Genomic DNA, 20707 nt, shown 5'->3' with positions numbered 1-20707 from the left:
GTGACACCGAACCGGGGATTCGTCCCGTCCGACTAACCGTCGGAAGAGGCCGAGTTCACTGACAAGCCCCGCGCCACCGTGCGCGGGGCAGTTGACCACATCTGCTACACTGGAACGTATGAGGATCTACGCTCATCCGTGTCAGATATGGTCGCGACCTATCGATACCGACAGAGAATACCACGAACGCCCCTGACTCAGACGTCCCTCACGTTTTGCAGGTCGTCGGTCGCTACACAGGCTCCGCTCGCGATGGCGTCGCTCGAGAGGAATCCGGACCGCCAGGGACTTCGTGGTGCTCACAGTCGGGGAGACAACAGGGCACACGACCGGCGTACTCGCCCCAACAGGTCAACATCCTAACGTTCTTTACGGATGATTCCGTATCGTATAGACGCGCACGAAAGTGCGCTGAGCCGGAGCGCCAAGTTCCACCTAACACTCCGGCTCAACGATCGCCCCCGCGCAGCGGGAGCAATCCACCATTGTCGGTGGCGAAATAAAGACCTGCCGACGTCCGCCGGCCCGGTCACGTCAGTGACTGGTTCGCTCGCTGGATTGCATCCTGCTGTGTCGGGGCCTCAACACGGAACGACACATGGTATCGAGAATCACTATTCACTGCGACTGTGGTACCGACGTCCGTATCGCGTCGACCGACGGTCTCGCAACGTGTCCGGACTGCGGGACGGCGTTCGAGACGACGATCATCGAACTTCCTCACCACGATGCATCCAGCACTCGCCACGGCATTCGATCGAATCGCGGCCCGTGAGGGTCGGGAGCCGACGGCCTTGCCACCGCTGTACGAGGCCGTCGACCCCGAAGCGGTGACCGCGCTCCTCGAGTCCCCGGCGGCCGTCACCGTGCGGTTCGCCTACGCTGGCTACGTGGTCGTGATCGGACCCGACCCGCTCGAGGTGGAGGTGATCGACGAGGATCGGTAACGGCTCGTCGCTCGGTTGCACTCACAGCGGTATAGCGCGGAAATTCGTGGATTTACAGTAAATTGTCTCTTTTTCGCCCTCGTCTGATGTGTGAATGTCTTCCCTTCGACAGTAACTCGTGAAAGTACCGGTTGCCCTCGAGCAGGTTGTCGTGCTCGAGGTCGCGGCGCAGCGAGGTGAGGAACTTCTCGACGTTCTCGTCGGTGATCTCGTCGTTGCGTTCGATTACCTGCTCGGCCAGCAGGTTCCAGTAGACGACTTCACTGTGTCGTCGATCGTGCGCTTCGTTGAGAACCCCCGACCGCCATCGGTTCCGTGTGTCTCCTAACCGACAGCGTCGAGCCACGAGAGGAGCGAGCGTTCGACGCCGTCCTCGTTGGAGGTGCTAACCATGCTGTGCGATTTCGTCTGGTATCTCTATGTTAGTGTCGGTTGTTCGGACTGCTCCCGAAAGCAAGTCTTGCATGAGGCCTTGCTTGAGACGTTCCAAATATTCATGGTACTCTTTGTTGAATCGAATCTGCGATTCAATAGAATTAATCACCTCAACTATCTTTTCCTGCTCTTCTTTGCTCGGAATAGGAATCCGCATATTCAGCAAATCAGACCCCGATATATTTTGTTGTCCTGACCCCTTCTTTCGGCGGTTAATCCGTCTTCTGCCAACATTGCTATTGAAATAGTAACGCAGATACTCGGGATTCAGGGTATCTTCAAGCCGGAATCGAATCATGTATGCACCCGGAATTGTTGGTATCTCGTGACCATCCCAAGTTGTCGTAATCCCGCTGTACGCACCTGACCGGCTGACGATTAAGTCACCTTTTTCGAGCAAATGTTTCTCGAACTCCTCAATATCGAGGTCGGCTCGAGGCATTGTTTCATGGGTGATGTTCCCTCGTCTGTCTAAATCCGTAGTTCGTAGGGTTGCTATCCCCCCGGTTTCATCGTATCTATCTGAATCATATCGTGGGCCAAACGCACTCTCAACAGTATGGTCAGAAAGTTGCTCAAAGTCCCAATCAGCAGGGTACTCGACCAGTCGTTGTTCCTCTATCTGGTCGTAGTCGAAGTATCCCTCTCGGAACAAGTCCTGTTCTGTAGCTTCTCTTACCCGACCTGATTGCTCAATGATTTCCTCAGTCTTCCGAATCGCTTGGTCAACGGTGTAGAGGACAGTGGCAATTTTTCGCTGTTCTGAGAGTGGTGGGAGTGGAAGACAATGTTTCTTGACTATGCCTTTCCCTAAGTTTGCCTGCGTCGTTTGACGACTTAAACTCTTCAACTTCGGCTGTGTCTGGTCAATTGCATATCGGACGTAAAGGACATTATCCTTCTTTGCGTCCCACAAGCCGAGAATCGCCTGATTTGTCGCTAACCTGTTGCGTGCTATTGCTGTTTCAGCAAGACTCCCGTATATGGTCAGTAGAAGCGTTCCCGGATCAAAGGCTCTCGCGCTTGTTTCTTCAATTGCTTCCTCAGAAATATACTCCTCTGCCGTTGAAACTCCCTTGCCCTGCTGTTCATTCAAGTCCTCAATTTTGACAAACGGTAGCTTTCCGTCATAGTACTCTTCTACTCCCTTCTTTGGTGTGCCTCCGCTGTAGACCGACCCGAATATTTCGCCAAGACGTTTCTCCTCCCATCCTGAATCTTCGTCCGAGTCGGGATCTGCATAATCGGCCAAGTCTACTTGTTCACTCATAGTTCAGTGCCTCCATGTGCTCGGTCATCGTCGCCTCGAGTTCGTCCCGCTCGGCCTGCAACTCGCGTAGTTTCGCCAGTTCCTCTTCCACGTCAATATCCTCCTCTGGTTCGGTCGTATCGACGTAGAGCGCGATATTCAGGTTGTAGTCGTTCTCTCGGATCTCCTCGAGTTCCACCGTCCGACTTACTCGTTCCTCGGTGGTCCACTCGCGGAAGTTCTCGAGGACGTGGTCGATTCCGTCCTCGGTCAGTTCGTTCTGGTTCGATAGTTCCTCGTAGAAGTCCTCGTCGGCGGCGTGGACGAACTGCACCTCACCGGTGTGCTCCCCTGGCTTGTCCGTGTTCAACACGAGGATCGCCGACGGAATCGAGTTGTTCTGGAACAGGTTCTCCGGAAGCCCGACGATCGCTTCGACCATATCGTTCTCGAGCATCGCCTCCCGATACCGACCCTCGTGTTTGCGAAAGAGCACGCCGTGGGGGATGACGATCGCCGCCTTCCCGCCGACACCGTCCTTTTCGGGTGTCTTCAACTGCTTGGCGATATGCATGATGAAGGCGTAATCGCCCCGATCGGCTCGCGGCAGCTTCTCGTGCCAGTCGAAGCGCTCGTAGGGGTCGTCCTGCAGCCCGTCTTTGTCCCAGTTTGCCGAGAACGGGAAGTTGGCGAGGACGCGATCGAACCGCTCGAGTTCGTTCTCCTCGTCGTCGGTAAACGCCGGACTCGAGAGGGAGTCCTCGCGCTCGATCTCGCCGTTGAGGCCGTGAATCGAGAGGTTCATCGTGGCGATGGCGGCCACGTCGGGATTGATCTCCTGTCCGGTGAACGTAAGCTTCGAGGGATCGCCACCCTGCTCCTCGCGGTAGTATCTGGCCGCCTCGATGAGCATCCCGCCTGAGCCGACGGTGGGATCGTGGAAGCTGTGGCCGTCCTCGAACTCGTCGACGAGCTTCACACAGAGGTTGACGATCTCCGGCGGAGTGAAGAACTGCCCGCCCGATTTCCCCTCCTCTTCCGCGAAGTTTCGCACGAGGTCCATGTACGCCTCCCCGAGCATATCCGGGGGGACGCTGTCGCGATCGAGGTCGTGTTTCGAGAGGTGTTCGACGAGCTTCCCGAGGCGGTCGTCACCGAGCCCGTCGGCGCTGATGTAGTCGGCCCGGAAGACGCCCTGCAGCTCCGGATTTTCGTTCGTCACAGCGTCGAACGCTTCGTCGAGCGCCTGATCGACGTTGTCGGTAACGGAACGAAGATCGTCCCACAGGTACCCGTCTGGAACGACGGGAATGTCGTAGAGATTCGGCCGCCGAGCGAGTTCTTCGTCTCCGTACTTCTCGAGGGTCTGTTCGTACTGCTTCTCGAACTCGTCGGAGATCGCCTTGTAGTAGACCAGCGGGAGGATGTACTCTTTGTAGTCCGTGGGATCGACGGCGTCCCGGATTATGTCCGCACAGACGAAAAGATGAGAGTCTAGCTCGTCCAGGGTCAGAGTCATACGATCATCATACTTTCAGGGGTAGTTATCTTCTGCGGTCTCACGGTTTCGGATATGGTTTCTGGAACCACCACCGGTCTCTCTCCGAAGCTTCTCATCAGAATTATGAACGTCGGGGTGAGGAGTGGGCCTGCTGATAGGGATTATCGTAGGAGTTCATCGGTTCCCGGTGAAGAACCGAGAGACAGTGCCGAAAGAGAGGATTCGAAACCGGTGGTTGGCTACGATAATCCCTATGAACTCCGTCGTCGTCGAGTTTCGCGAGTGGATCACCTCTCGCAGTCGTCACCGAGGTAACTCGAGTGGTCGCCCCGACGGAGCGGTGCTCTCTCGGCCGAGTCGTCGCCCCGACGCGAAAGGTTTCCGGCCCCTGAGGAACGGCGTTCGTTACAGAAACCGTCCTCACGCGTTTCGACGTCTGGTGCTGGCGAACGCGACCGCGCCGGTGATCGCCGACAGGGAGACGGCAGCGCCGGAGACGGCGAGCGCCGACTCGAACGCCAGTCGAACGTGGCCGAGCCACGGAATGCGCAGCGCCCCCTTGCCGACGACCCACTCGGGTTTGACGACGTCGGAGACGCCGTCGGGGCTGAACTGGTCGTAGTTGTTGTTATTGTCGCCTTTCGTGATGAAACCGTCGTGGGCGGCCGGACAGGACGACACCCGCTCACAGTCCGTCGCCGACGATGGCGCGTGTTCCGGATCGCCCATCGCGACCCAGTCGTCGCCTTCCTCGACCCAGAAGTGAGCCCGGTGGATGATCGGGGTCTGGCTCGCGTCGCCGTTGGGTTCGAAGACGATCACGTCGCCGGGTTCGCCGAACGTCTCGTGGTCGGTTCCCGCGCCACGGTCCGCCGGGACGACCCCGGTGCCGTCGACCGCACCATCGCCCACGAACCGGTCGTCGTCGACCAGAAAGACCATGTCCCCGACGTTCGCGTTGGGCTCCATGCTCGGACTCTCGATGGCGACCAGCGGCGGCCAGATTCCGCTCACGGCGAACAACAGGCCGCCGAGGATCGAGACGATCACGACCACCGTCACCGCGTCGCGAGCCAGCAGAGCGATACCGCCGTCGGCGCTCAGTGCCCGCCGGATCGATCCTCGGACGGTTCGGCTCTTCCGGCGTCTCCTCGACGTCGGGTCGTCACGGGATCTCCTCTCTGCCGTCTGATCGCCTTCCGAGCCGCCTCGCCCTCGAGTGCCGTCGCTCTCGTCGGGGGATCGTTCGGAGCGAGGACCGTTCATTACCACTGCTTTTGCTACGCAGTTATTCAACGTTCCGTCTCCACCGAGGCCCAAAACTGGGCCGGAGCCTGCAAGTACAAACGCTTCACGCCGTCCGTGACTAGCCCGGTCGACGATGGCACGGTCGAACCACGCCGACTCCGGGATCGACGCGAACAGGCTCGCGGTCTCGATCGTCGCCGGATCGGTGGTGATCCTCACGCTCGTCTTCTTGCTCTACTGGATCGGCGTTCTCGAGTATCTCGTCCCGGACCACGGCCCGACGGCCGACGCCGTTCCGCTTTACTTTTTGGTCGCCGTCACCGCGATCTTGCTCGCGGTCTGGGGCTGGCTCCGTGTTCTCTCCTTGTTTCGCTGAGAGTGACGACTACTCGAGGGCCGCCTGGAGCAGTTCGATCGGCGTCGGCGGCTCCGACGCCACCGAGGAGCGATTCTCGAGTTGGGTTCGACAGGACGCACCGGGGGCGACGACCCGGTCGCCGTCGCTGTCGGCGACCTGGTCGTAGAGGATCGATGCGATCGCGTCGCTCATCGAGGCGTGTTCGGCCTCGTAGCCGAAACTGCCGGCCATTCCACAACAGCCCGAATCCAGCGGATCGACCTCGTATCCGGCACGCCGGAGGACGCCGACGGCGTGGTGGTCTTTCCGCGTCGCCTTCTGGTGGCAGTGGCCGTGATAGGTCAGCGACTCACCCGCGACGTCGGAATCGAACGCGAGGTTTTCGTCCAGCCCGAGGCTGTCGACGTACTCACAGACGCCGTAGGTGGCGCTCGCGAGCATCTCCGCGGCGTCGTCCGCGAGCAGATCGAGGTAGTCCGACTGAAACATGACGGCGTCGGAGGGCTCGATGACGACGACGTCCCAGCCGTCGGCGGCAAGCGGCGCGAGCGCCTCGACGTTTTCGACCGCTGTGTTGCGAGCCTTCTCGAGAAAGCCCTTCGAGAACGCGGGGCGGCCGGTGTCGCCGACGCCGTCGGGAACGCGTACGTGAACGCCGGCGGCCTCCAGCACTCGTACTGCGGCCCTGCCGGCTTCCGGGTGGTTGTGATTGGTGTAGGTGTCGGGGTAGAGGACGGCCTTGTGCACCGCCTCGGTCTCCGAGACGCGACATCCGCCACGTCGGTCGAACCAGTCGCGGAATGTCGTCGCGTGAAAGGTCGGGAGCGAGCGGCTCGAGTCGATCCCGATGGTGGCCTCGAGCAGCCGACGGGAACCGGGGAGTTTCGATGCGAGGTTCGAAAGCGGTGCGAGCCGAGAGCCCCAGGCCGAAAGCGTGGCGACCTCGGCGAAGAGCCGGTCGCGGAGCGTCGCGCCGTTTCGCTCGTGGTACTCGTGGGTGACCTCCGCTTTGAGCTTCGCCATGTCGACCTCGCTCGGGCAGTCGATCGCACAGCCCTTACAGCCGATACAGAGTCCCATCACCTCCTCGACGAACTCGTCGGAAAACGCTTCACCGGGCTCGAGATCGCCGCTCATGGCCTGACGGAGCGCGTTCGCACGTCCGCGCGTCGCCGTAATCTCTTCGTGGCTCGCGCGGTAGGTCGGACACATCACGCCGCCGGTCGTTGACTGTTCGCCGCGACAGCCTCCACAGCCGTGACAGAGTTCGACCATCCCCTGGAAGCCGTTGTCGTTGTCCCACTCGAGGCTCGGTTCGAAGCCGGCCTCGAAGGCGTAATCGGGGTCGAACCGGAGGTGGTCCCGAAGGTCGGTCGGATCGTCCGCTCGGAAGACGACCTGTCCTGGATTCAGAAGCCAGTCGGGGTCGAACGCGGTCTTGAGATCCTGGAACGTCTCCCAGAGGTCGTCGCCGTAGAGCTTCTGGTTCCACTGGGTTCGTGCGCGGCCGTCGCCGTGTTCACCCGAGACCGAGCCGCCGAGTTCGACGACGAGGTCGGTCACGTCGTCGGCGATGCCGTACAGCTGCTCGAGTCCGATCTCCGTTTTCGTGTTGACCAGCGGGCGAACGTGGAGCACTCCCGGACCCGCGTGGGCGTAGATGCTGGCGTACGTGTCGTGGTCCTCGAGGATCGCCTCGAACCCCTCGACGAACTCCGGTAGGTGCGCGGGCGGGATGCCGGTGTCCTCGATAAACGAGATGTGTTTCTCGTCGGTCGTCCGCGAGAGCAAGATCGGAAGCCCGGATTTGCGAAGCTTCCAGAGTTTCGCTCGCTCCGCATCGGCGTAGGCCTCGATCGCCGCGAGTGCGAGCGTTTCGCCGTCAGTTTCGAGGGCATCGTTGGCCGGCTCCCCCTCGGCGTCCGCGTCGGGACAGCGATCGGCGAGGAGACCGGCGACCTGCTCGCGGCCGTGGGCCGCGTCGTCGGCGTAGAACTCCACGAGCAAGACGGCGTTCGTCCCGTCCGGGAGGATCTCCGTGACGGGACCGAACTCGGCAGTGCCTCGCGCCAGATCGATGAGGACGTCGTCGAGTACTTCGACCGCGGAAGGATCGTGTTCGAGGACCGGCGCGACGTCGCGCATGGCGTCGTGGAGGTCGGGATAGCAGAGCAGCGAGACGGCTTTCGTCTCTGGAACGGGCTCGAGCGAGACCGTCGCCTCGGTGACGATCGCGAGCGTTCCCTCGCTGCCCGCGAGCATGCGTGCGAGGTTGACCGTTCCCGCGTCGCCGGTCTCTTCGCCGCCCGGCAACGTGTCTCCCCGAGACTCGGCGACGAGCCGATCCAGGTTGTATCCCGAGACGTTTCGCTTGAGATCCGGATACGCATCCTCGATCAGGTCGGCGTCCTCCTCGAGAATCCGGTCGACTTCGGCGTAGATCCGCGCCTCGAGGTCGCCGTCGGGGTCGGCGCGATCCGTGATCTCTTCGAGGCTCACCTCACCGAACTCGGCGACGGTGCCGTCGGCGAGGACCACTTCACACGACTCGATGTACGCGTCGGTTTTCCCGTATTTGAGCGAGTGCGCACCGGTCGAGTTGTTGCCGATCGCACCGCCGATCGCACTCTTGTCACCCCAGGCCGGGTCGGGCGCGAATTTGAGGTCGTGTGGTTCGAGTGCCTCGTTGAGCGTCCCGAGGATCGTCCCCGGCTGGACGGTCGCACGCCGACCGTCGGCGTCGACCTCGCGGATCTCGTTCATGTGTCGGGTAAAATCGAGGACGACCGCCCGGTTGACCGTCTGACCGGCGAGACTCGTCCCGCCACCCCGGGGGAGCACTGGGATCGTCCGCTCGGCGCAGTACTCGAGGATGCTGGCGACGTCCGCCGTCGACTCCGGGAACGCGACCGCGATCGGCGTCACCTCGTAGGGGCTCGCATCCGTTGCGTACAGCTCTCGAGAGTACGAATCTGCACGGACCGTACAGCCGACGACGCGCTCTAAGTCGTCGACCAGCGCCGGTCGATCGACATCATCGCTCCGATAATCGTAGTTCGCCCGTCGGTCGGCTGCCGGATCGACACTCGGCTCGAGGGACATACCTACATCTTGCCGTTCGCCGGCTTAAAGCGTCGGGCTTTGGTGCGTGCGGATTCGAGAAGCTCCCGCTCTCCACGTGATTACAGAATGAACAATCAAAATAATTATATATAATATTAGCTACTGTATTCCAGAACCATCAATTTATGATACGTTAGCCAGAACATCTCTCATCGACATATTCGTCTAACTCTCAAAACGACGATATCGAGTGTTATAAGGTCGAAATACCAGTTCTCCGCGGATATGAGCCAGCTGCGAGTTACGTGGTTGTACAACTCGGTTACGGGGCATAAAACCGACTGAAACGGTAGGTGGCGATCGATATCGAAACGATGTCGAATAAGTCAATGAAAATGGTGGCCCTATATATGAAACAATAGTAAGATAATAATTTTTTTGAAACTGTCACTCGAGACTCCGTTGGTCGACGACGGTAATCAAGAGCAAGCAGACTTCCTCGTCTGTTTGCACTCCTCCGACGGATTGCTGTCCTGATAGGGATTATCGTCGCAGGTCAGCGATTCGAAATACGGGACCGAGCGACGTGATTGGGTCGAGGACCACGAAACACCCGGTCGGCGACCACAATCCCGACGATCTCCCGGCGCAGCCGCCCAGTGATCGCGATTGTGCCGACACTGACGGCCAGAAACCGTCTCACTGTGAGCCGCCGCATGATCGGATCTGTTATAGAACGACTGCACCGATGTCCACACCGATCGCCAATCCCTCTGGCTGTCCAGCGACGACGGAGTGGTCTGCGTACGTTTCGAACACGCCCCGGGCGTGTCAGAACACCACTGTCCCTCGAGTACCGAATACCATCTTTTCGAGGGGCCACTTGTTCCGCTGGTCACTCTCCGTCGCCGGTCTCTGATCGTCTCGATCGGCATATGATACGCCGTCTGATACGTTTGGTGCGGGAAATACGGTCGACGCTCGAGGGCCGGAAACCCTCGACAGCGTTGCATTCGTGACCGATCCTCTTCTCGCCGTGTTGGACGATCTAGATTACATGTGTATGTTCGTAAACCGAAACGGTGACGACCGGGGCGCAGCGGGCAGTTTGCGTGAGACGAAACCGTCGTTTTCAGGCTCGAGTTCGTCGGCGAGTTTACCTATCGGCGGCGTCAGTTTTGTCCCTAAATTGAACGATTATGCTCGTTCGAGTCGTTACCGCAGTAGTGGCCATTTCGCACACGTTTCTGGCTATATATATGTCTGATTATTGATTGTAGTTGTTCCGTATCGTCAGCGGCTTCGGCGTTCGTTTGGTGGTTGAACGATGCGGGTTGGTGTCTGATCGATACGCGACTCGTCGAACGTTCTGCGGTCGCAGGTCATTTCTCCACCGGTTACTGCCAGCCAGTGTTGCACAGCTGCCCAGGGGTCACGGGTACGCCGGGTGATCGGGACAGCAATCCGCATCAGAAAACACATATGCGAAAAATCATCATCCTAAAAATAATTAGTACCCGTGGGGTTCGATTCCATCTCGAATAAAGTCAAGACGGTCGATTAATCGTCTTTGATGGGTAGATGATCGACTGACAATGATATCTCCCGGTCCGGCGCGTATGACTGCGCCGAGTCGTCGCTCCCACTCCGTTCGGGGTCGGTCTCGAGTCGCCCGATCGGGACCGGTGTTCGAACTCTGCGGTAGCGTTTACGTCCCGCGATCGACGGAAGAACCACACGATCGGTGGTCGTACCGGACTGTCGTCGTGTAGTGAACGGGTATTTTACTATACTGAACAGTCTCTCACTCGAGAGAACAGTTGGTATCGCCGGGAGACGAACGGTCGAGGAAAACGGATACCAGGAGTATCGTCGTTTCAGATTCGGAGGTTGTTAGTAGCGTCCCAAGCCTGATCTGATGGGCGAAATCACGCGGTGGGTGTCGATTTCGCTCATCGATCGACGGTTGGCGGTGTACTATATTTCGGTGATACGTTCGTGGCTCTCGTCGATCGCCTCGGCGTCTTCCGGCAGGAGGGCGACGACGAGGAAGTCCGTGTACTCCTCGAAGTACTCGACGAGGGCCGCGATCCGGTTCGAGTCGAGCGCCTCGAGTGAGTCCAACAGCATGAATGGAACGACGTCGTACACCTCGTGAACCAGGTAGCCTGCGAGTGCGAAGATCAATCCCGTCACCTCACGTTCGCTCTCACTCAGGTGGTCGATCGTGTCCTCGTAGGTTCGACCGTCGTCGGTGCTTCGGACGATGTGCAGGTCGAACTTCGTCTGTTCGGCCTTCTGGCGTCCCTGTCGGACCGTCTCTGCGACCCGTTCGATCCAGATTCGATCGATATTGTCGTACTCGAGTACTTCGAGGACGGCGTCCATGTGCTCGTTGAACGATTCGACGGCCTGTCGCTCGATCCGGTCGATCCGGGTTCGAAGCTCCTCGAGTTCGTCACGGATCTCCTCGCGGCGACTCGTGAGTCGTTTCTCTTCGCCGAGTGCGGACTCGATCTCGTCGATCTCTTCGGTCGTCGTCTCGAGTTCGCGTTCGAGGCGGCCGAGCGAGAACTCGAGTTCGTTCGCGCGTCGGTTGAGGTCGAGGAGGCCGTCCTCGTCGCTTTCGTCTTCCGTCTCGTCGTCGGCTTCGGCCTCGAGTTCGGCTGCTTCGGCCTCGAGCGTTTCGATCTCCGACTCGAGTTCCTCCTGGCGTTCGGTGAGGTCGTCGAGGCGGTTCTCGCGGCGCTCGATTTCGTTTTCGACGTCGGTCAGTCGGTTCTCGACGCGCTCACGTCGCTTGCGCGTCTGATCGATCTCCCGTCGTTCGGTTCGGAGCGATTTGATCTGTTCTTCCAGGTCGTCGCGCTCGCTCAGTTTCGTCTCCTGGAGCGACCGGAGTCGATCGATCGTCCCTTCGATCTCGCTTCGCTGGACTTCGCTCCCGCAGGTCCAACAGCGGACCGTCTCGTCGTCTTCGATCAACTGGTCCGTGACCGTCCCGTCCCCGGCGGTGTCGCCGTCGGCGAGCAGTTCTCGAATTTCGGGGTGAGAGCCTTCGAGCATCTCCTCGTTGAACTGGACGATGCTCTGGAGTTGGCTGACGACGCCGTCGATCGACTGGGACCGACGCTGGAGTCGGTCGATTTCCGCGTCGATATCGTCTCGATTCAGCGATCCGTCCTCCGGGAGGTCCTCGGCTTCTTCCTGTAACTCGTCGCGTTCCTCTCGGAGCGCCGCCAGACTCTCGCGTTCGGTATCGAGATCGAATCGGACGTCTTCGAGCGACGATCGGCGCTCCCGAAGTTCGTTCAGTTTCTCCTCGAGTTCGTCCTGGTCGTCGCGACGTGTTTCGGCGTCCGCCTCGGCCTCTTCAATCGCCTCTTTGACACGTTCGAGCTCCGATTCTTTCTCCTCAATCTGGCTCTGGACGTCGGTTCGTTGTTGTTCGAGCCCGGGAAGTTCGTTCTTGAGCGCCTCGAGACGACCGAGTTCGTCCGAGATCTGTTCTTTTTCGGCACTGAGACGCGTGATCTCGGATTCGATCTCGTCGGTGTCGACGGGTCGAAGGATGATCTCACGGAGGTCGTCTCCCGTCGTCACCGCTCGTCTGGCCGGGTTCGACTCCAGTAGGAACGCAAAGAGATCGGCGAGTTCGGCGTCGTCGAGATACGGCTCTCCCCCCATGATGACCGCTCCGCCGCTTCGCTTTAGCGTTCGACGGTAGGTGTCATCGTCGATCTGGAGTTCGGCGTACCCCTCGTCGGCGTCTGCCTTCAACGAGGCGTATTCGCCGCCGAGCGCGGCCATAAATGCCTGCAGAAGCGACGTCCGGTTGGTCGCGTTTCGCCCCGCGAGAACGGTTACCCCCGACTCGAGTTCGACTGTCGTTTCGTCGATACCGCCGATATTCTCGGCCCGTAATTGTATCTCTCGGGCAACAGGTTGCTGCGTAGCCATCGTTCAAATAACTTCCCACGCGAGTGATAAACCTTTGGTGCTTGGGTCGACGCCGTGATAGACAGTAATAACGAGCAATTTGGAACGTGATACTATTGTCTCTTTAATATAATTTTTATTATTTATATGTCTATCTGTTGTGTTGGCACAACTGACGGATTGTAGTTGGTTCCTTCTCAATCTTATGTGGTTAAGATCGTGTAATTGGTTGTGTTTAGTTATTTAGGGCTACTAATCTGTCCAAACAAAGTTTGAATAGCATATATAGCTACTCTGTATATATTATTTACCTTAGTATAACTTCTAAACACCACTTTACTTACTATATGGATGCGAAAATAGTCAATCTCTCACATCCTATCGTGTTTCTCGGTTGCCGTTTCCCCAAAAGTGGGGTATCAGTACTCTGCTGTCGGCGAAAACGTGAACGAACCTGGATCGACGAAATCACGGCAGTCGGACGGCAACGGCCACGAGTTGCCGAGGCGGATCGACTGACGATGACCGATACCGCCTCGAGCGGTACGGGACGACATCTGTGGGATCAACGCCCGCGACTCGTCGGATCCTCTCGAATAACTGCGACGCTCGCGAGTTGATCTCCCGCCGTCACGGTCGCTTCCTGGGTGAGTGCGTAGAGAATACCGCTACGATCGACGACTGCATCGTGGAGGGGTTCGTACGTCGTCGGATCGTAGACGGTTCCGACTCGGTTTCCCTCGTCGACTGCTGTTCCGACCGTGAGCGAGGGCTCCGGACGAAACAGTCCGGATTCGTCCGAACTGAGCTTTCCGAGGTGGTTCCGCGCGATCGTCTGGTCTCGTTTCGTCGCCGTTCCGGGGAGCATCTCGAGTGACCGAAGGACGTTTAGCAGGCCCTCGACGCCCGATTCGACGGCGTCCTCGACGATCTGTTTGTTGTGCGCGAGTTCGGGGGTGATCGACGGAATCCCCTCGTCGGCTGCGGCGACTCTGAGCTTTCCGTCGAATCCACGTTTGTACCACTCCTCGGACGCGTCGTCGTTGGCCGGTTCCGACAGCAACAGATCGGTGCCGAACGCTGCCGCCAACTGACGCGAGCGTTCGTCCCCCTGGCGAAAGACGACGTGTGGGTACATATTGGGGCTTCCAGTGTGGAGGTCGACGATGGCGTCTGCATCGACGGCGAACTCCCAGAGGCGTGCGGCCATTCGCTCGTGGAGGGTACCGTCGTCGTCTCCCGGCCAGACCCGGTTCATGTTCGGGTTGACGCTGTCGAAGGGTTCCGGCGTCGTGTAGGTGACGCGGTCGAACGTCAACGGGTTCGCCACCGGGACCGCGACGACAGTCCCCGAAAGCGACTCGAGGGGCAGTCGGTCGTGAAATCGTCTGAGCGTCTCGGTGCCGTTGACCTCCCGGCCGTGCTGGGCGGCCTGGACGTAGACGGTCGGACCGTCAGTCGCTCCCCGGTAGGTGTGGATCGTCGTCGTGAGTTCGACTCCCGACGACAACCGGGCGAGCGTCACGGACTCGACCGAGTGCGATCCGGCGTTCATACGTGTCCGTTTGCCAGCCGGTGGTATATACTGTCGGCCGGAACGATGTGGCGGCGACGCCGTCGACTCGAGACCACCATCGTTTTGGGGCGTCCCGTCGTCGCCGAGGTATGGGCAACGTTACTGCGACCCTGCATACGAGCGAGGGAGATATCGAGGTCGAACTCTACGACGAGCGTGCGCCGCGGACGGTCGACAACTTCGTCGGCCTCGCCACCGGCGGCAAGACCTGGACCGACCCCGAGACGGGCGAGGAAGTCGAGGGCGAACCGCTGTACGACGACGTGCTCTTTCACCGGATCATCGACGGCTTCATGATCCAGGGCGGCGACCCGACCGGCACCGGGCGGGGCGGGCCGGGCTACCAGTTCGACGACGAGTTCCACGACGACCTGCGCCACGACGACGCGGGCATCCTCAGCATGGCGAACTCGGGTCCCGACACGAACGGCTCGCAGTTTTTCATCACGCTCGAGGCGACGCCCCACCTCGACGACCGCCACTCGGTGTTCGGGAAGGTCACCGACGGGATGGACGTCGTTCGCGAGATCGGAAACGCACCGACCGACCGTGACGACCGACCGAAAGAGGACATCCTGCTCGAGTCGGTCTCCGTCGACTACGAGTAACGCGACCGCTCCGGAAGCGAGTCCGGTCGCTGTCCCAGTTTTCCGGTACGATCACGAACGGGTCTCCGCCGCGGACGACACCTGTTGGTCACCGACGCCGAATCAGCACCGTTATTTTCCCGCCCGTCACACCACCGACATCCACCGACGTACCCTCATGGCGGTCACCGCCACAGGATTTGGCAGTATCGTCGCCGGTTGCTCGAGTTCGGGTAACGGCGAGACCGGTAACGGCGCAACGACGGACGACGGGACCGATGCCGGTGTGTCAGACTCGAGTTCCGATTCCCGTGCGCAGTCCGACGCCGACGAGGGACTGGAGTCGGACACCGACGCTGACGCCAGTTCGCAAGCGAACGTCGACGTGATCGACGCGACGTTGCAGACGAGCGAAGGCGACGTCGAGGTCGAACTCTACGCTGGCCGCGCGCCGCGGACGGTCGCCAACTTCGTCGGCCTCGCCACCGGCGAACAGGCTTGGGTCGATCCGGAGTCCGAGGAGGTGATCGAGGGCGAACCGCTGTACGACGACGTGCTCTTTCACCGGGTGATCGACGGCTTCATGATCCAGACCGGCGACCCGACGGGAACCGGCCACGGCGGCCCGGGCTACCAGTTCGACGACGAGTTCCACGACGACCTGCGCCACGACGACGCGGGCATCCTCAGCATGGCGAACTCGGGTCCCGATACGAACGGCTCGCAGTTTTTCATCACGCTCGAGGCGACGCCCCACCTCGACGACCGCCACGCCGTCTTCGGGAAAGTTACCGACGGGATGGATGTCGTCCGCGAGATCGGTTCCGTCGAGACCGACGGGAACGATCGTCCGGCGGACGATGTCCTACTCGAGTCGGTTACCGTCCACGAGTGAGAGGCTTCCTCGAGTCGGTCACCGTCCGTACCGAGTAACGGGACCTTGCGCTTACCGTCGCTCGTTCTCGAGTTGCTCGACGTGTGCCTCGAGTTGCTCGATTCGCTGCTCGTAGCCGCGTTTTCCGTCGAGGAAGTTGAAGATCGCGACGATGACGACGATCGGGATCGCCACGTAGAAGACGAGCATCACGAGGATGAGCAGCAGTTCTGGACCACCGGGGGCACCGGGGATGAACAGGGGGACCATACCGACGTGTCGATTCGCTCGTTACATCAACCTATCGACATCCTGTCCGGGTCGGTTAGATGCGGTCGGGGGTGTCATAGAACGAGTCGACTGGTGTTCTTTTCGTCCCATTCGGTCTGGACTATCCGTTCACTATACGTGCTTATTGAACAGGAGCGTTCGCGCGAACGAGCGGTCCGAAGGACCCGGTAGTGAGCGCGATTCACCGGTCGAGCGGAGCGAGACCGGCTTTTTGGCATGAACGGGTTTTCGTCGAGCGGTGCGCGAAGCGCACCCGAGGCGAAAAGAGGTTCGTCTGTACTGATTGTTTATCAGGTAGCTACGAGAACGTGCGAGAACCTTCTATGACATCCTGTTCGATGACGTGGGAAACAGGAGTTCATAGGGAGTATCGTAGCCAACCACCGGTTTCGAATCCTCTCTTTCGGCACTGTCTCTCGGTTCTTCACCGGGAACCGATGAACTCCTACGATAATCCCTATCACTCCCAATCCGTAGCAGCAGTCGACACTGTGGCCCGAATCACTCGAGGGCTTGCGCTGTCTGAAAGGAGACACTGACGGGCCAGTCGTCACGGACCCTCGTGGACGCCACGATGAGAATACGGAAAATATCGTTCCCGGAATCGACCCACGACACCGTCGTACGTCCCACTTCTTCGGGGCGGCGTCGTGCACACAGGCTGGTCGACACCATCGACGTGTAGTCCAGCCGTTAACGCAGTCGCTGCTCACGTATTGTTCGCAGCGATATGCGAGGGTTGGGATTTGAACCACGCCCGAGAACCTGCTCGCGTCGCTCGCAGAATCTCGGTCTGATTCAAATCCAAGAACGCAGTCGCTGCTCACGTATTGTTCGCAGCGATATGCGAGGGTTGGGATTTGAACCCAAGGACCCCTACGGGAGCGGGTCTTAAGCCCACCGCCGTTGGCCTGCTTGGCTACCCTCGCACAGAAGGCGTTCGTCTGTTGGCAGTCGGGGTGGATGTGCGTTTCGGTGTGCGCTCGAGCAATTTCGCCGCGGGAACGGATCGAACGGACCCCTTACCACTCGACGCTCAGCGTCCCGTCACCGTGGGGGTCCGGGGCGATCTCCTCGTCCGTTCGGCGGTCGACGACGTGGATACAGCCGTCGTCTTTTTTGGCCGGGCAGACCGCTGCCGCGCGGACGTTGTGCTCGAGATCCTGCTCGCCGAAGAAGTACGCCGTCGGTTTGGCGAGTCCGGACGCGAGGGACATCTCCCAGTTGTCGCTGACTTCGGCGCACTTGCCCGCACCGAAGCACTTGTTAGCCTCGAAGATTATCTTGTAGGGCTTTTCCTCTACCGGCGGCGCGTCGGAGGAACCAACGTCGCTCGCACGCTGAATGCCGTCGTCGCTCATGCGCGAGAGTTGGGCCGGTGGACCTTTCGCGTTGCGGTTGGGAAAGTCGGCGAATCGGGTATCAAACCCCCGCGACCGAACGGATGGGGAATTACGTCGACGGTTGCTTCGGCTCCGGCAGATCGTACTCGACACCGGTACATTCCCGCGAGAGATCCCACAGCCGCCTTGCAGCCTTGCGGTCGTAGGACCGATCCGAAGACGCCTGTCGTTGTGGAGGGCCGCGCATGTTTAGCAGACCGCCCGGTCCGTAGTATCCGCCACCCTCGACGTCTGGCGACGTCGCGGCGTACAGCGTCGGTAACGCGCCCTTCGACGCAGACTGGGCGAACACGGCGTTCGAAAGTCGGCGAACTGCCGTTCGAATCCACGCCCCGCGACCCCCGATACCGCGAAACTGGAGATTCGTATCCGCGTAGCCGGGGTGGACAGCCGTACTCAGGACGTCAGCGCCTTCAGTTCGGAGCCTGCGCTCGAGTTCGTACGCGAACAGGACGTTGGCGAGTTTCGACTGGGCGTAGGCCGTCCACCGATCGTACTCTCGTTCCCCCTGAACGTCTGAGAAGTCGATCTCGCCGCGTGCGTGAAGCCCGCTCGAGACAGTGACTACCCGTGCCTTTCGACCGGTATCGCCAGCACGGCGAAGGTTCTCGAGCAACGATCCGGTGAGCGCGAAGTGGCCGAGATGGTTGACGCCGAACTGGGTCTCGAAACCGTCTTCGGTCTCCCGGCGTGGGATCGCCATCGTGCCCGCGTTGTTGATCAACACGTCGACCGGCTCGTCCGCGACCCGATCAGCGAACGCCCGAATCGACTCGAGGCTGGCGAGATCACACGTCTCGACGCGGACGTCGGCGACAGGGATCTCACTCCTGATGGAGCGGGCCGCCGCGACGCCGCGGCGGTCGTCACGACACGCCATGACGACCGTGGCACCGTTGCGAGTAAGCTCTCGAGTCGTCTCAAGGCCGATACCACTGTTTGCACCGGTTACGACGGCGGTCCGACCGTCCTGGTACGGAATGTGGTCGGCTGTAAATCCCATACCACTCGTCCGGGTCGGCGGGTTAAACGTTCTCGGCCACTCACGAACACCAGAGTGGCCCCCGTGAACCGGGATTTATTCGAGCCCGGGAGAGTGAAATACACCCCAAATCAGTGTGTGTGCTAACAGAACAATACAGCCTTAGGAGCGGTTTTAAAATTTCTAAGGGTGTTTTAGACCGTATCGAATATTCGTGAAACGACGGGAAACGAACAGGCTCCACTGAAAGTCGTGAAAAGATGTGAATCACGACTAATGATACGTCCTTTATATGGGGTCGGCGGTACAAGCGATGATCGAGGTGAGACACATGCCGTCGACTTCGAACCCTGATCCCCACGTTCACGCTGGCCCCACTGACGCGTCTAGCGTGAGCGAGTCGGTCGTTTCGCCACTCCGAGCGAGCGCCTTCTGGGCGACGATCGCGTTGCCGATCGTCGCACTCGTCTTGCTCGCAACAGGTGCCGTCTCGGTTTCGCTACTGACCACTGCCAGTTTCCTCACCGCCTACGGTGCGTGCGCGGTCGCTGGCCACAACCACACCCCAAACTAGATCCATGAGTACACGAGCTTCACCCTCCGGACAGCACGGTTCCCCGAAAGCACAACGACTCGTCTCCTACTTCAGGGACGAACTCGAGGAGCGATCCGGCGACCTCTACGTCAAAGGCAAGTTCATCGCCAACGACGTCGACCTCTCACCGAAGGAGATCGGCGCGCTGATGGTCCAGCTTCAGGAATCCGTCGACGATCTCGAGATCGAAAAGTGGTCGTACACGTCCGCGACGACCTGGCGAGTGGCGAAAACGACGTAACCATGACGACACACATCACGCAGGAAGAGCGGGCTCGCGCCGCGGTCGAAGCCGTCGAACAGGTCACCGCGACGCTCGAGGCCCAAGCGAAACGAGCGGATCGCCGATAACCCGGCCAGTACGAGACGCCGGTCTGCCCTCCACCAGCACGACCGTCGGGACGGTTTTTGTCACGATCACACGTCGACGTCCGGCAACAGCCACGCAACGACGACGTAGCAGACCGCGGTAGCGACGAACAGCGTCGAGAGACCGACGACGAGATCGTCGCCCGTCGTCCGCCAGGCGAATGTCACCACGCTCGCCGTCGCGAGTGCGATCCCGGCTGCGAGTCGGTGAGGGTCGCTAAACAGCGACCCCTCGAGAGACAACAGATCCCCGAATCGCTCCTCGAGGAGGCCGACCATCACTGCAGGGACGAACAGGAAGAGTCCGATGGCAGTACCGAGACCGATGATCACGCTCCACACCGGATCACGAAACAACAAGAACGCGGTGAACCCGTTCCCGAGAAGACCGACGGCTGCACTGAGGAGGCCGAAGTGATTCGGTGACAGGGGCGTCTCCTCGAACGGGTTCGCGTCCGATCCGCGGGACGTGTCCATACACAACGATTGGATATTTTATACTTATACCCTTCGGAGGCCCTCCTCCAGCGACCAGGACGGACGTGTCACCGTCTCACCGGTCACCAGCCGGGTCTGTCGGCGCTCGCTCGTCCGCAGAGCCAGCCACCGAGAGATACGTCGGTGGTACCGCGTCGGTCGTGTACGTCTCCCGGCCGCGTTTCGTGAGCCGGTAGCCGTCGGCGAGCATCCCTGCCGCGTCCACGACGAGAACGACGGGATCGGACGCGTGTCGCTGACCGACGGTTCGAGCCGCCTCCTGACTCCCCGAGAGGTGGACGTGCTGGCGAGACATCGGCCCCAACCCCTCGGCACGGATCGACTCGAGATTTCCGGGAGCAGTACCGTGGTAGAGTTCGTCGGGAACCGGTGCGTCGGTCGGCTCAAGGGAGACGTCGACGGAGTGGCCGTAGGCCGCGCGAACGCGGTCGTTGTGTTCCGTTTCCCCGTCGGCACCGTCGCCCGTCCGCTCGAATCGTCCCTTCGGATCGGTTTCGACGACGGCCTCGAGGTGACGGTCGCGTGCCCACTCGTATTGCCGTTCGACCGCTGAGACGAGATCATCGTAGTCGACCCAGCCGCGCTCGTCCAGTTCGAGCCCGGCGTCGTCGGGGAAGTGTCTGAGCAGCCCACTCGTGAACGTCGAGAGTCGTCGACGGCGCTCGCTCGAGAGCAGTCGTGTTCCGCAAGCGCCACAGATCGGACAGCTGTCACCCTCGGCTTCGAACGGACCGTGTTCCGGACAGGTTCGAACGGGTGTCGTCACGGCCGGGATTGCGCGCTCGAGGAGAA

The 20707-nt window shown here is 60.2% G+C and carries 18 protein-coding genes and 1 tRNA gene; 6 read left to right on the top strand and 13 right to left on the bottom strand.

Features of this window, described 5'->3' with window-relative positions; translation table 11 throughout:
* Nucleotides 1-728: 728 nt before the first annotated feature.
* The gene (locus tag GRS80_RS00955) at nucleotides 729-947 is read left to right on the top strand and encodes a HalOD1 output domain-containing protein (protein ID WP_160045918.1); all 219 of its coding nucleotides are present in this window, start codon (nucleotides 729-731) and stop codon (nucleotides 945-947) included.
* 52 nt (nucleotides 948-999) lie between these two features.
* Here GRS80_RS00955 and GRS80_RS00950 read toward each other — a convergent pair whose 3' ends face one another.
* The 4 genes from GRS80_RS00950 to GRS80_RS00935 form a co-directional block, all read right to left on the bottom strand.
* A complete protein-coding gene (locus GRS80_RS00950; RefSeq protein ID WP_160045917.1) occupies nucleotides 1000-1293 on the bottom strand; it encodes a hypothetical protein in 294 nt (97 codons plus the stop codon).
* Between the two features lie 39 nt (nucleotides 1294-1332).
* Nucleotides 1333-2652 carry a restriction endonuclease subunit S gene (locus GRS80_RS00945; RefSeq protein ID WP_160045916.1) on the bottom strand — a complete coding sequence of 440 codons (1320 nt, stop codon included), beginning with the start codon at nucleotides 2650-2652 and terminating at the stop codon, nucleotides 1333-1335.
* Complete coding sequence (locus GRS80_RS00940; RefSeq protein ID WP_160045915.1) at nucleotides 2645-4150, bottom strand: class I SAM-dependent DNA methyltransferase; 1506 nt, start codon at nucleotides 4148-4150, stop codon at nucleotides 2645-2647. The genes GRS80_RS00945 and GRS80_RS00940 overlap by 8 nt, the downstream gene beginning before the upstream one ends.
* 402 nt (nucleotides 4151-4552) lie before the next feature.
* Nucleotides 4553-5398, bottom strand: coding sequence for a S26 family signal peptidase (locus GRS80_RS00935; protein WP_160045914.1), 846 nt, complete (start codon nucleotides 5396-5398; stop codon nucleotides 4553-4555).
* A 115-nt stretch (nucleotides 5399-5513) separates the two neighbouring features.
* Here GRS80_RS00935 and GRS80_RS00930 point away from each other — a divergent pair, with 115 nt between their 5' ends.
* A complete protein-coding gene (locus GRS80_RS00930) occupies nucleotides 5514-5756 on the top strand; it encodes a hypothetical protein (RefSeq protein WP_160045913.1) in 243 nt (80 codons plus the stop codon).
* Nucleotides 5757-5765: 9 nt separating this feature from the next.
* Here the strand turns inward: GRS80_RS00930 and GRS80_RS00925 are convergent, their stop codons facing one another.
* The 3 genes from GRS80_RS00925 to GRS80_RS00915 all read right to left on the bottom strand — a co-directional run bounded on the left by GRS80_RS00925 (nucleotide 5766) and on the right by GRS80_RS00915 (nucleotide 14295).
* Nucleotides 5766-8840, bottom strand: coding sequence for an FAD-binding and (Fe-S)-binding domain-containing protein (locus GRS80_RS00925; RefSeq protein ID WP_160045912.1), 3075 nt, complete (start codon nucleotides 8838-8840; stop codon nucleotides 5766-5768).
* 1938 nt (nucleotides 8841-10778) lie between these two features.
* Nucleotides 10779-12761 (bottom strand): archaea-specific SMC-related protein, encoded by a 1983-nt coding sequence (locus GRS80_RS00920; RefSeq protein WP_160045911.1) that lies wholly within the window; start codon nucleotides 12759-12761, stop codon nucleotides 10779-10781.
* A gap of 544 nt (nucleotides 12762-13305) precedes the next feature.
* Entirely contained in the window at nucleotides 13306-14295 is a 990-nt protein-coding gene (locus tag GRS80_RS00915; protein WP_160045910.1) for a succinylglutamate desuccinylase/aspartoacylase family protein, read from the bottom strand.
* A gap of 110 nt (nucleotides 14296-14405) precedes the next feature.
* Here GRS80_RS00915 and GRS80_RS00910 point away from each other — a divergent pair, with 110 nt between their 5' ends.
* Together GRS80_RS00910 and GRS80_RS00905 are read left to right on the top strand one after the other, a co-directional pair.
* On the top strand, nucleotides 14406-14924 hold the full coding sequence (locus GRS80_RS00910; protein ID WP_160045909.1) for a peptidylprolyl isomerase: 519 nt from the start codon (nucleotides 14406-14408) through the stop codon (nucleotides 14922-14924).
* 316 nt (nucleotides 14925-15240) lie between these two features.
* On the top strand, nucleotides 15241-15798 hold the full coding sequence (locus tag GRS80_RS00905) for a peptidylprolyl isomerase (protein WP_160045922.1): 558 nt from the start codon (nucleotides 15241-15243) through the stop codon (nucleotides 15796-15798).
* Between the two features lie 51 nt (nucleotides 15799-15849).
* Here the strand turns inward: GRS80_RS00905 and GRS80_RS00900 are convergent, their stop codons facing one another.
* The 4 genes from GRS80_RS00900 to GRS80_RS00885 all read right to left on the bottom strand — a co-directional run bounded on the left by GRS80_RS00900 (nucleotide 15850) and on the right by GRS80_RS00885 (nucleotide 18474).
* Nucleotides 15850-16047 (bottom strand): hypothetical protein, encoded by a 198-nt coding sequence (locus GRS80_RS00900; RefSeq protein WP_160045908.1) that lies wholly within the window; start codon nucleotides 16045-16047, stop codon nucleotides 15850-15852.
* Between the two features lie 866 nt (nucleotides 16048-16913).
* A tRNA-Leu gene (locus GRS80_RS00895) sits at nucleotides 16914-16997 on the bottom strand.
* Nucleotides 16998-17090: 93 nt separating this feature from the next.
* Nucleotides 17091-17429, bottom strand: coding sequence for a ferredoxin (locus GRS80_RS00890; protein ID WP_160045907.1), 339 nt, complete (start codon nucleotides 17427-17429; stop codon nucleotides 17091-17093).
* A 91-nt stretch (nucleotides 17430-17520) separates the two neighbouring features.
* Nucleotides 17521-18474: an oxidoreductase gene (locus GRS80_RS00885; RefSeq protein WP_160045906.1), complete on the bottom strand. Its 954-nt coding sequence runs from the start codon at nucleotides 18472-18474 to the stop codon at nucleotides 17521-17523.
* A gap of 370 nt (nucleotides 18475-18844) precedes the next feature.
* Here GRS80_RS00885 and GRS80_RS00880 point away from each other — a divergent pair, with 370 nt between their 5' ends.
* Both GRS80_RS00880 and GRS80_RS00875 read left to right on the top strand, forming a co-directional pair.
* Nucleotides 18845-19027 carry a hypothetical protein gene (locus GRS80_RS00880; RefSeq protein ID WP_235019598.1) on the top strand — a complete coding sequence of 61 codons (183 nt, stop codon included), beginning with the start codon at nucleotides 18845-18847 and terminating at the stop codon, nucleotides 19025-19027.
* A gap of 4 nt (nucleotides 19028-19031) precedes the next feature.
* The gene (locus tag GRS80_RS00875; protein WP_160045904.1) at nucleotides 19032-19289 is read left to right on the top strand and encodes a hypothetical protein; all 258 of its coding nucleotides are present in this window, start codon (nucleotides 19032-19034) and stop codon (nucleotides 19287-19289) included.
* Between the two features lie 176 nt (nucleotides 19290-19465).
* On the opposite strand, the gene GRS80_RS00870 is transcribed toward GRS80_RS00875, so the two are convergent.
* Both GRS80_RS00870 and GRS80_RS00865 read right to left on the bottom strand, forming a co-directional pair.
* Nucleotides 19466-19894 (bottom strand): hypothetical protein, encoded by a 429-nt coding sequence (locus tag GRS80_RS00870; RefSeq protein WP_160045903.1) that lies wholly within the window; start codon nucleotides 19892-19894, stop codon nucleotides 19466-19468.
* A gap of 76 nt (nucleotides 19895-19970) precedes the next feature.
* Nucleotides 19971-20681 carry an RNA 2'-phosphotransferase gene (locus GRS80_RS00865; protein WP_343161396.1) on the bottom strand — a complete coding sequence of 237 codons (711 nt, stop codon included), beginning with the start codon at nucleotides 20679-20681 and terminating at the stop codon, nucleotides 19971-19973.
* Nucleotides 20682-20707 lie beyond the last annotated feature (26 nt).

Source organism: Natrialba sp. INN-245 (assembly GCF_009807105.1).
Taxonomy (GTDB): domain Archaea; phylum Halobacteriota; class Halobacteria; order Halobacteriales; family Natrialbaceae; genus Natrarchaeobius; species Natrarchaeobius swarupiae.
This window is presented reverse-complemented; position numbering and strand designations above follow the sequence as displayed.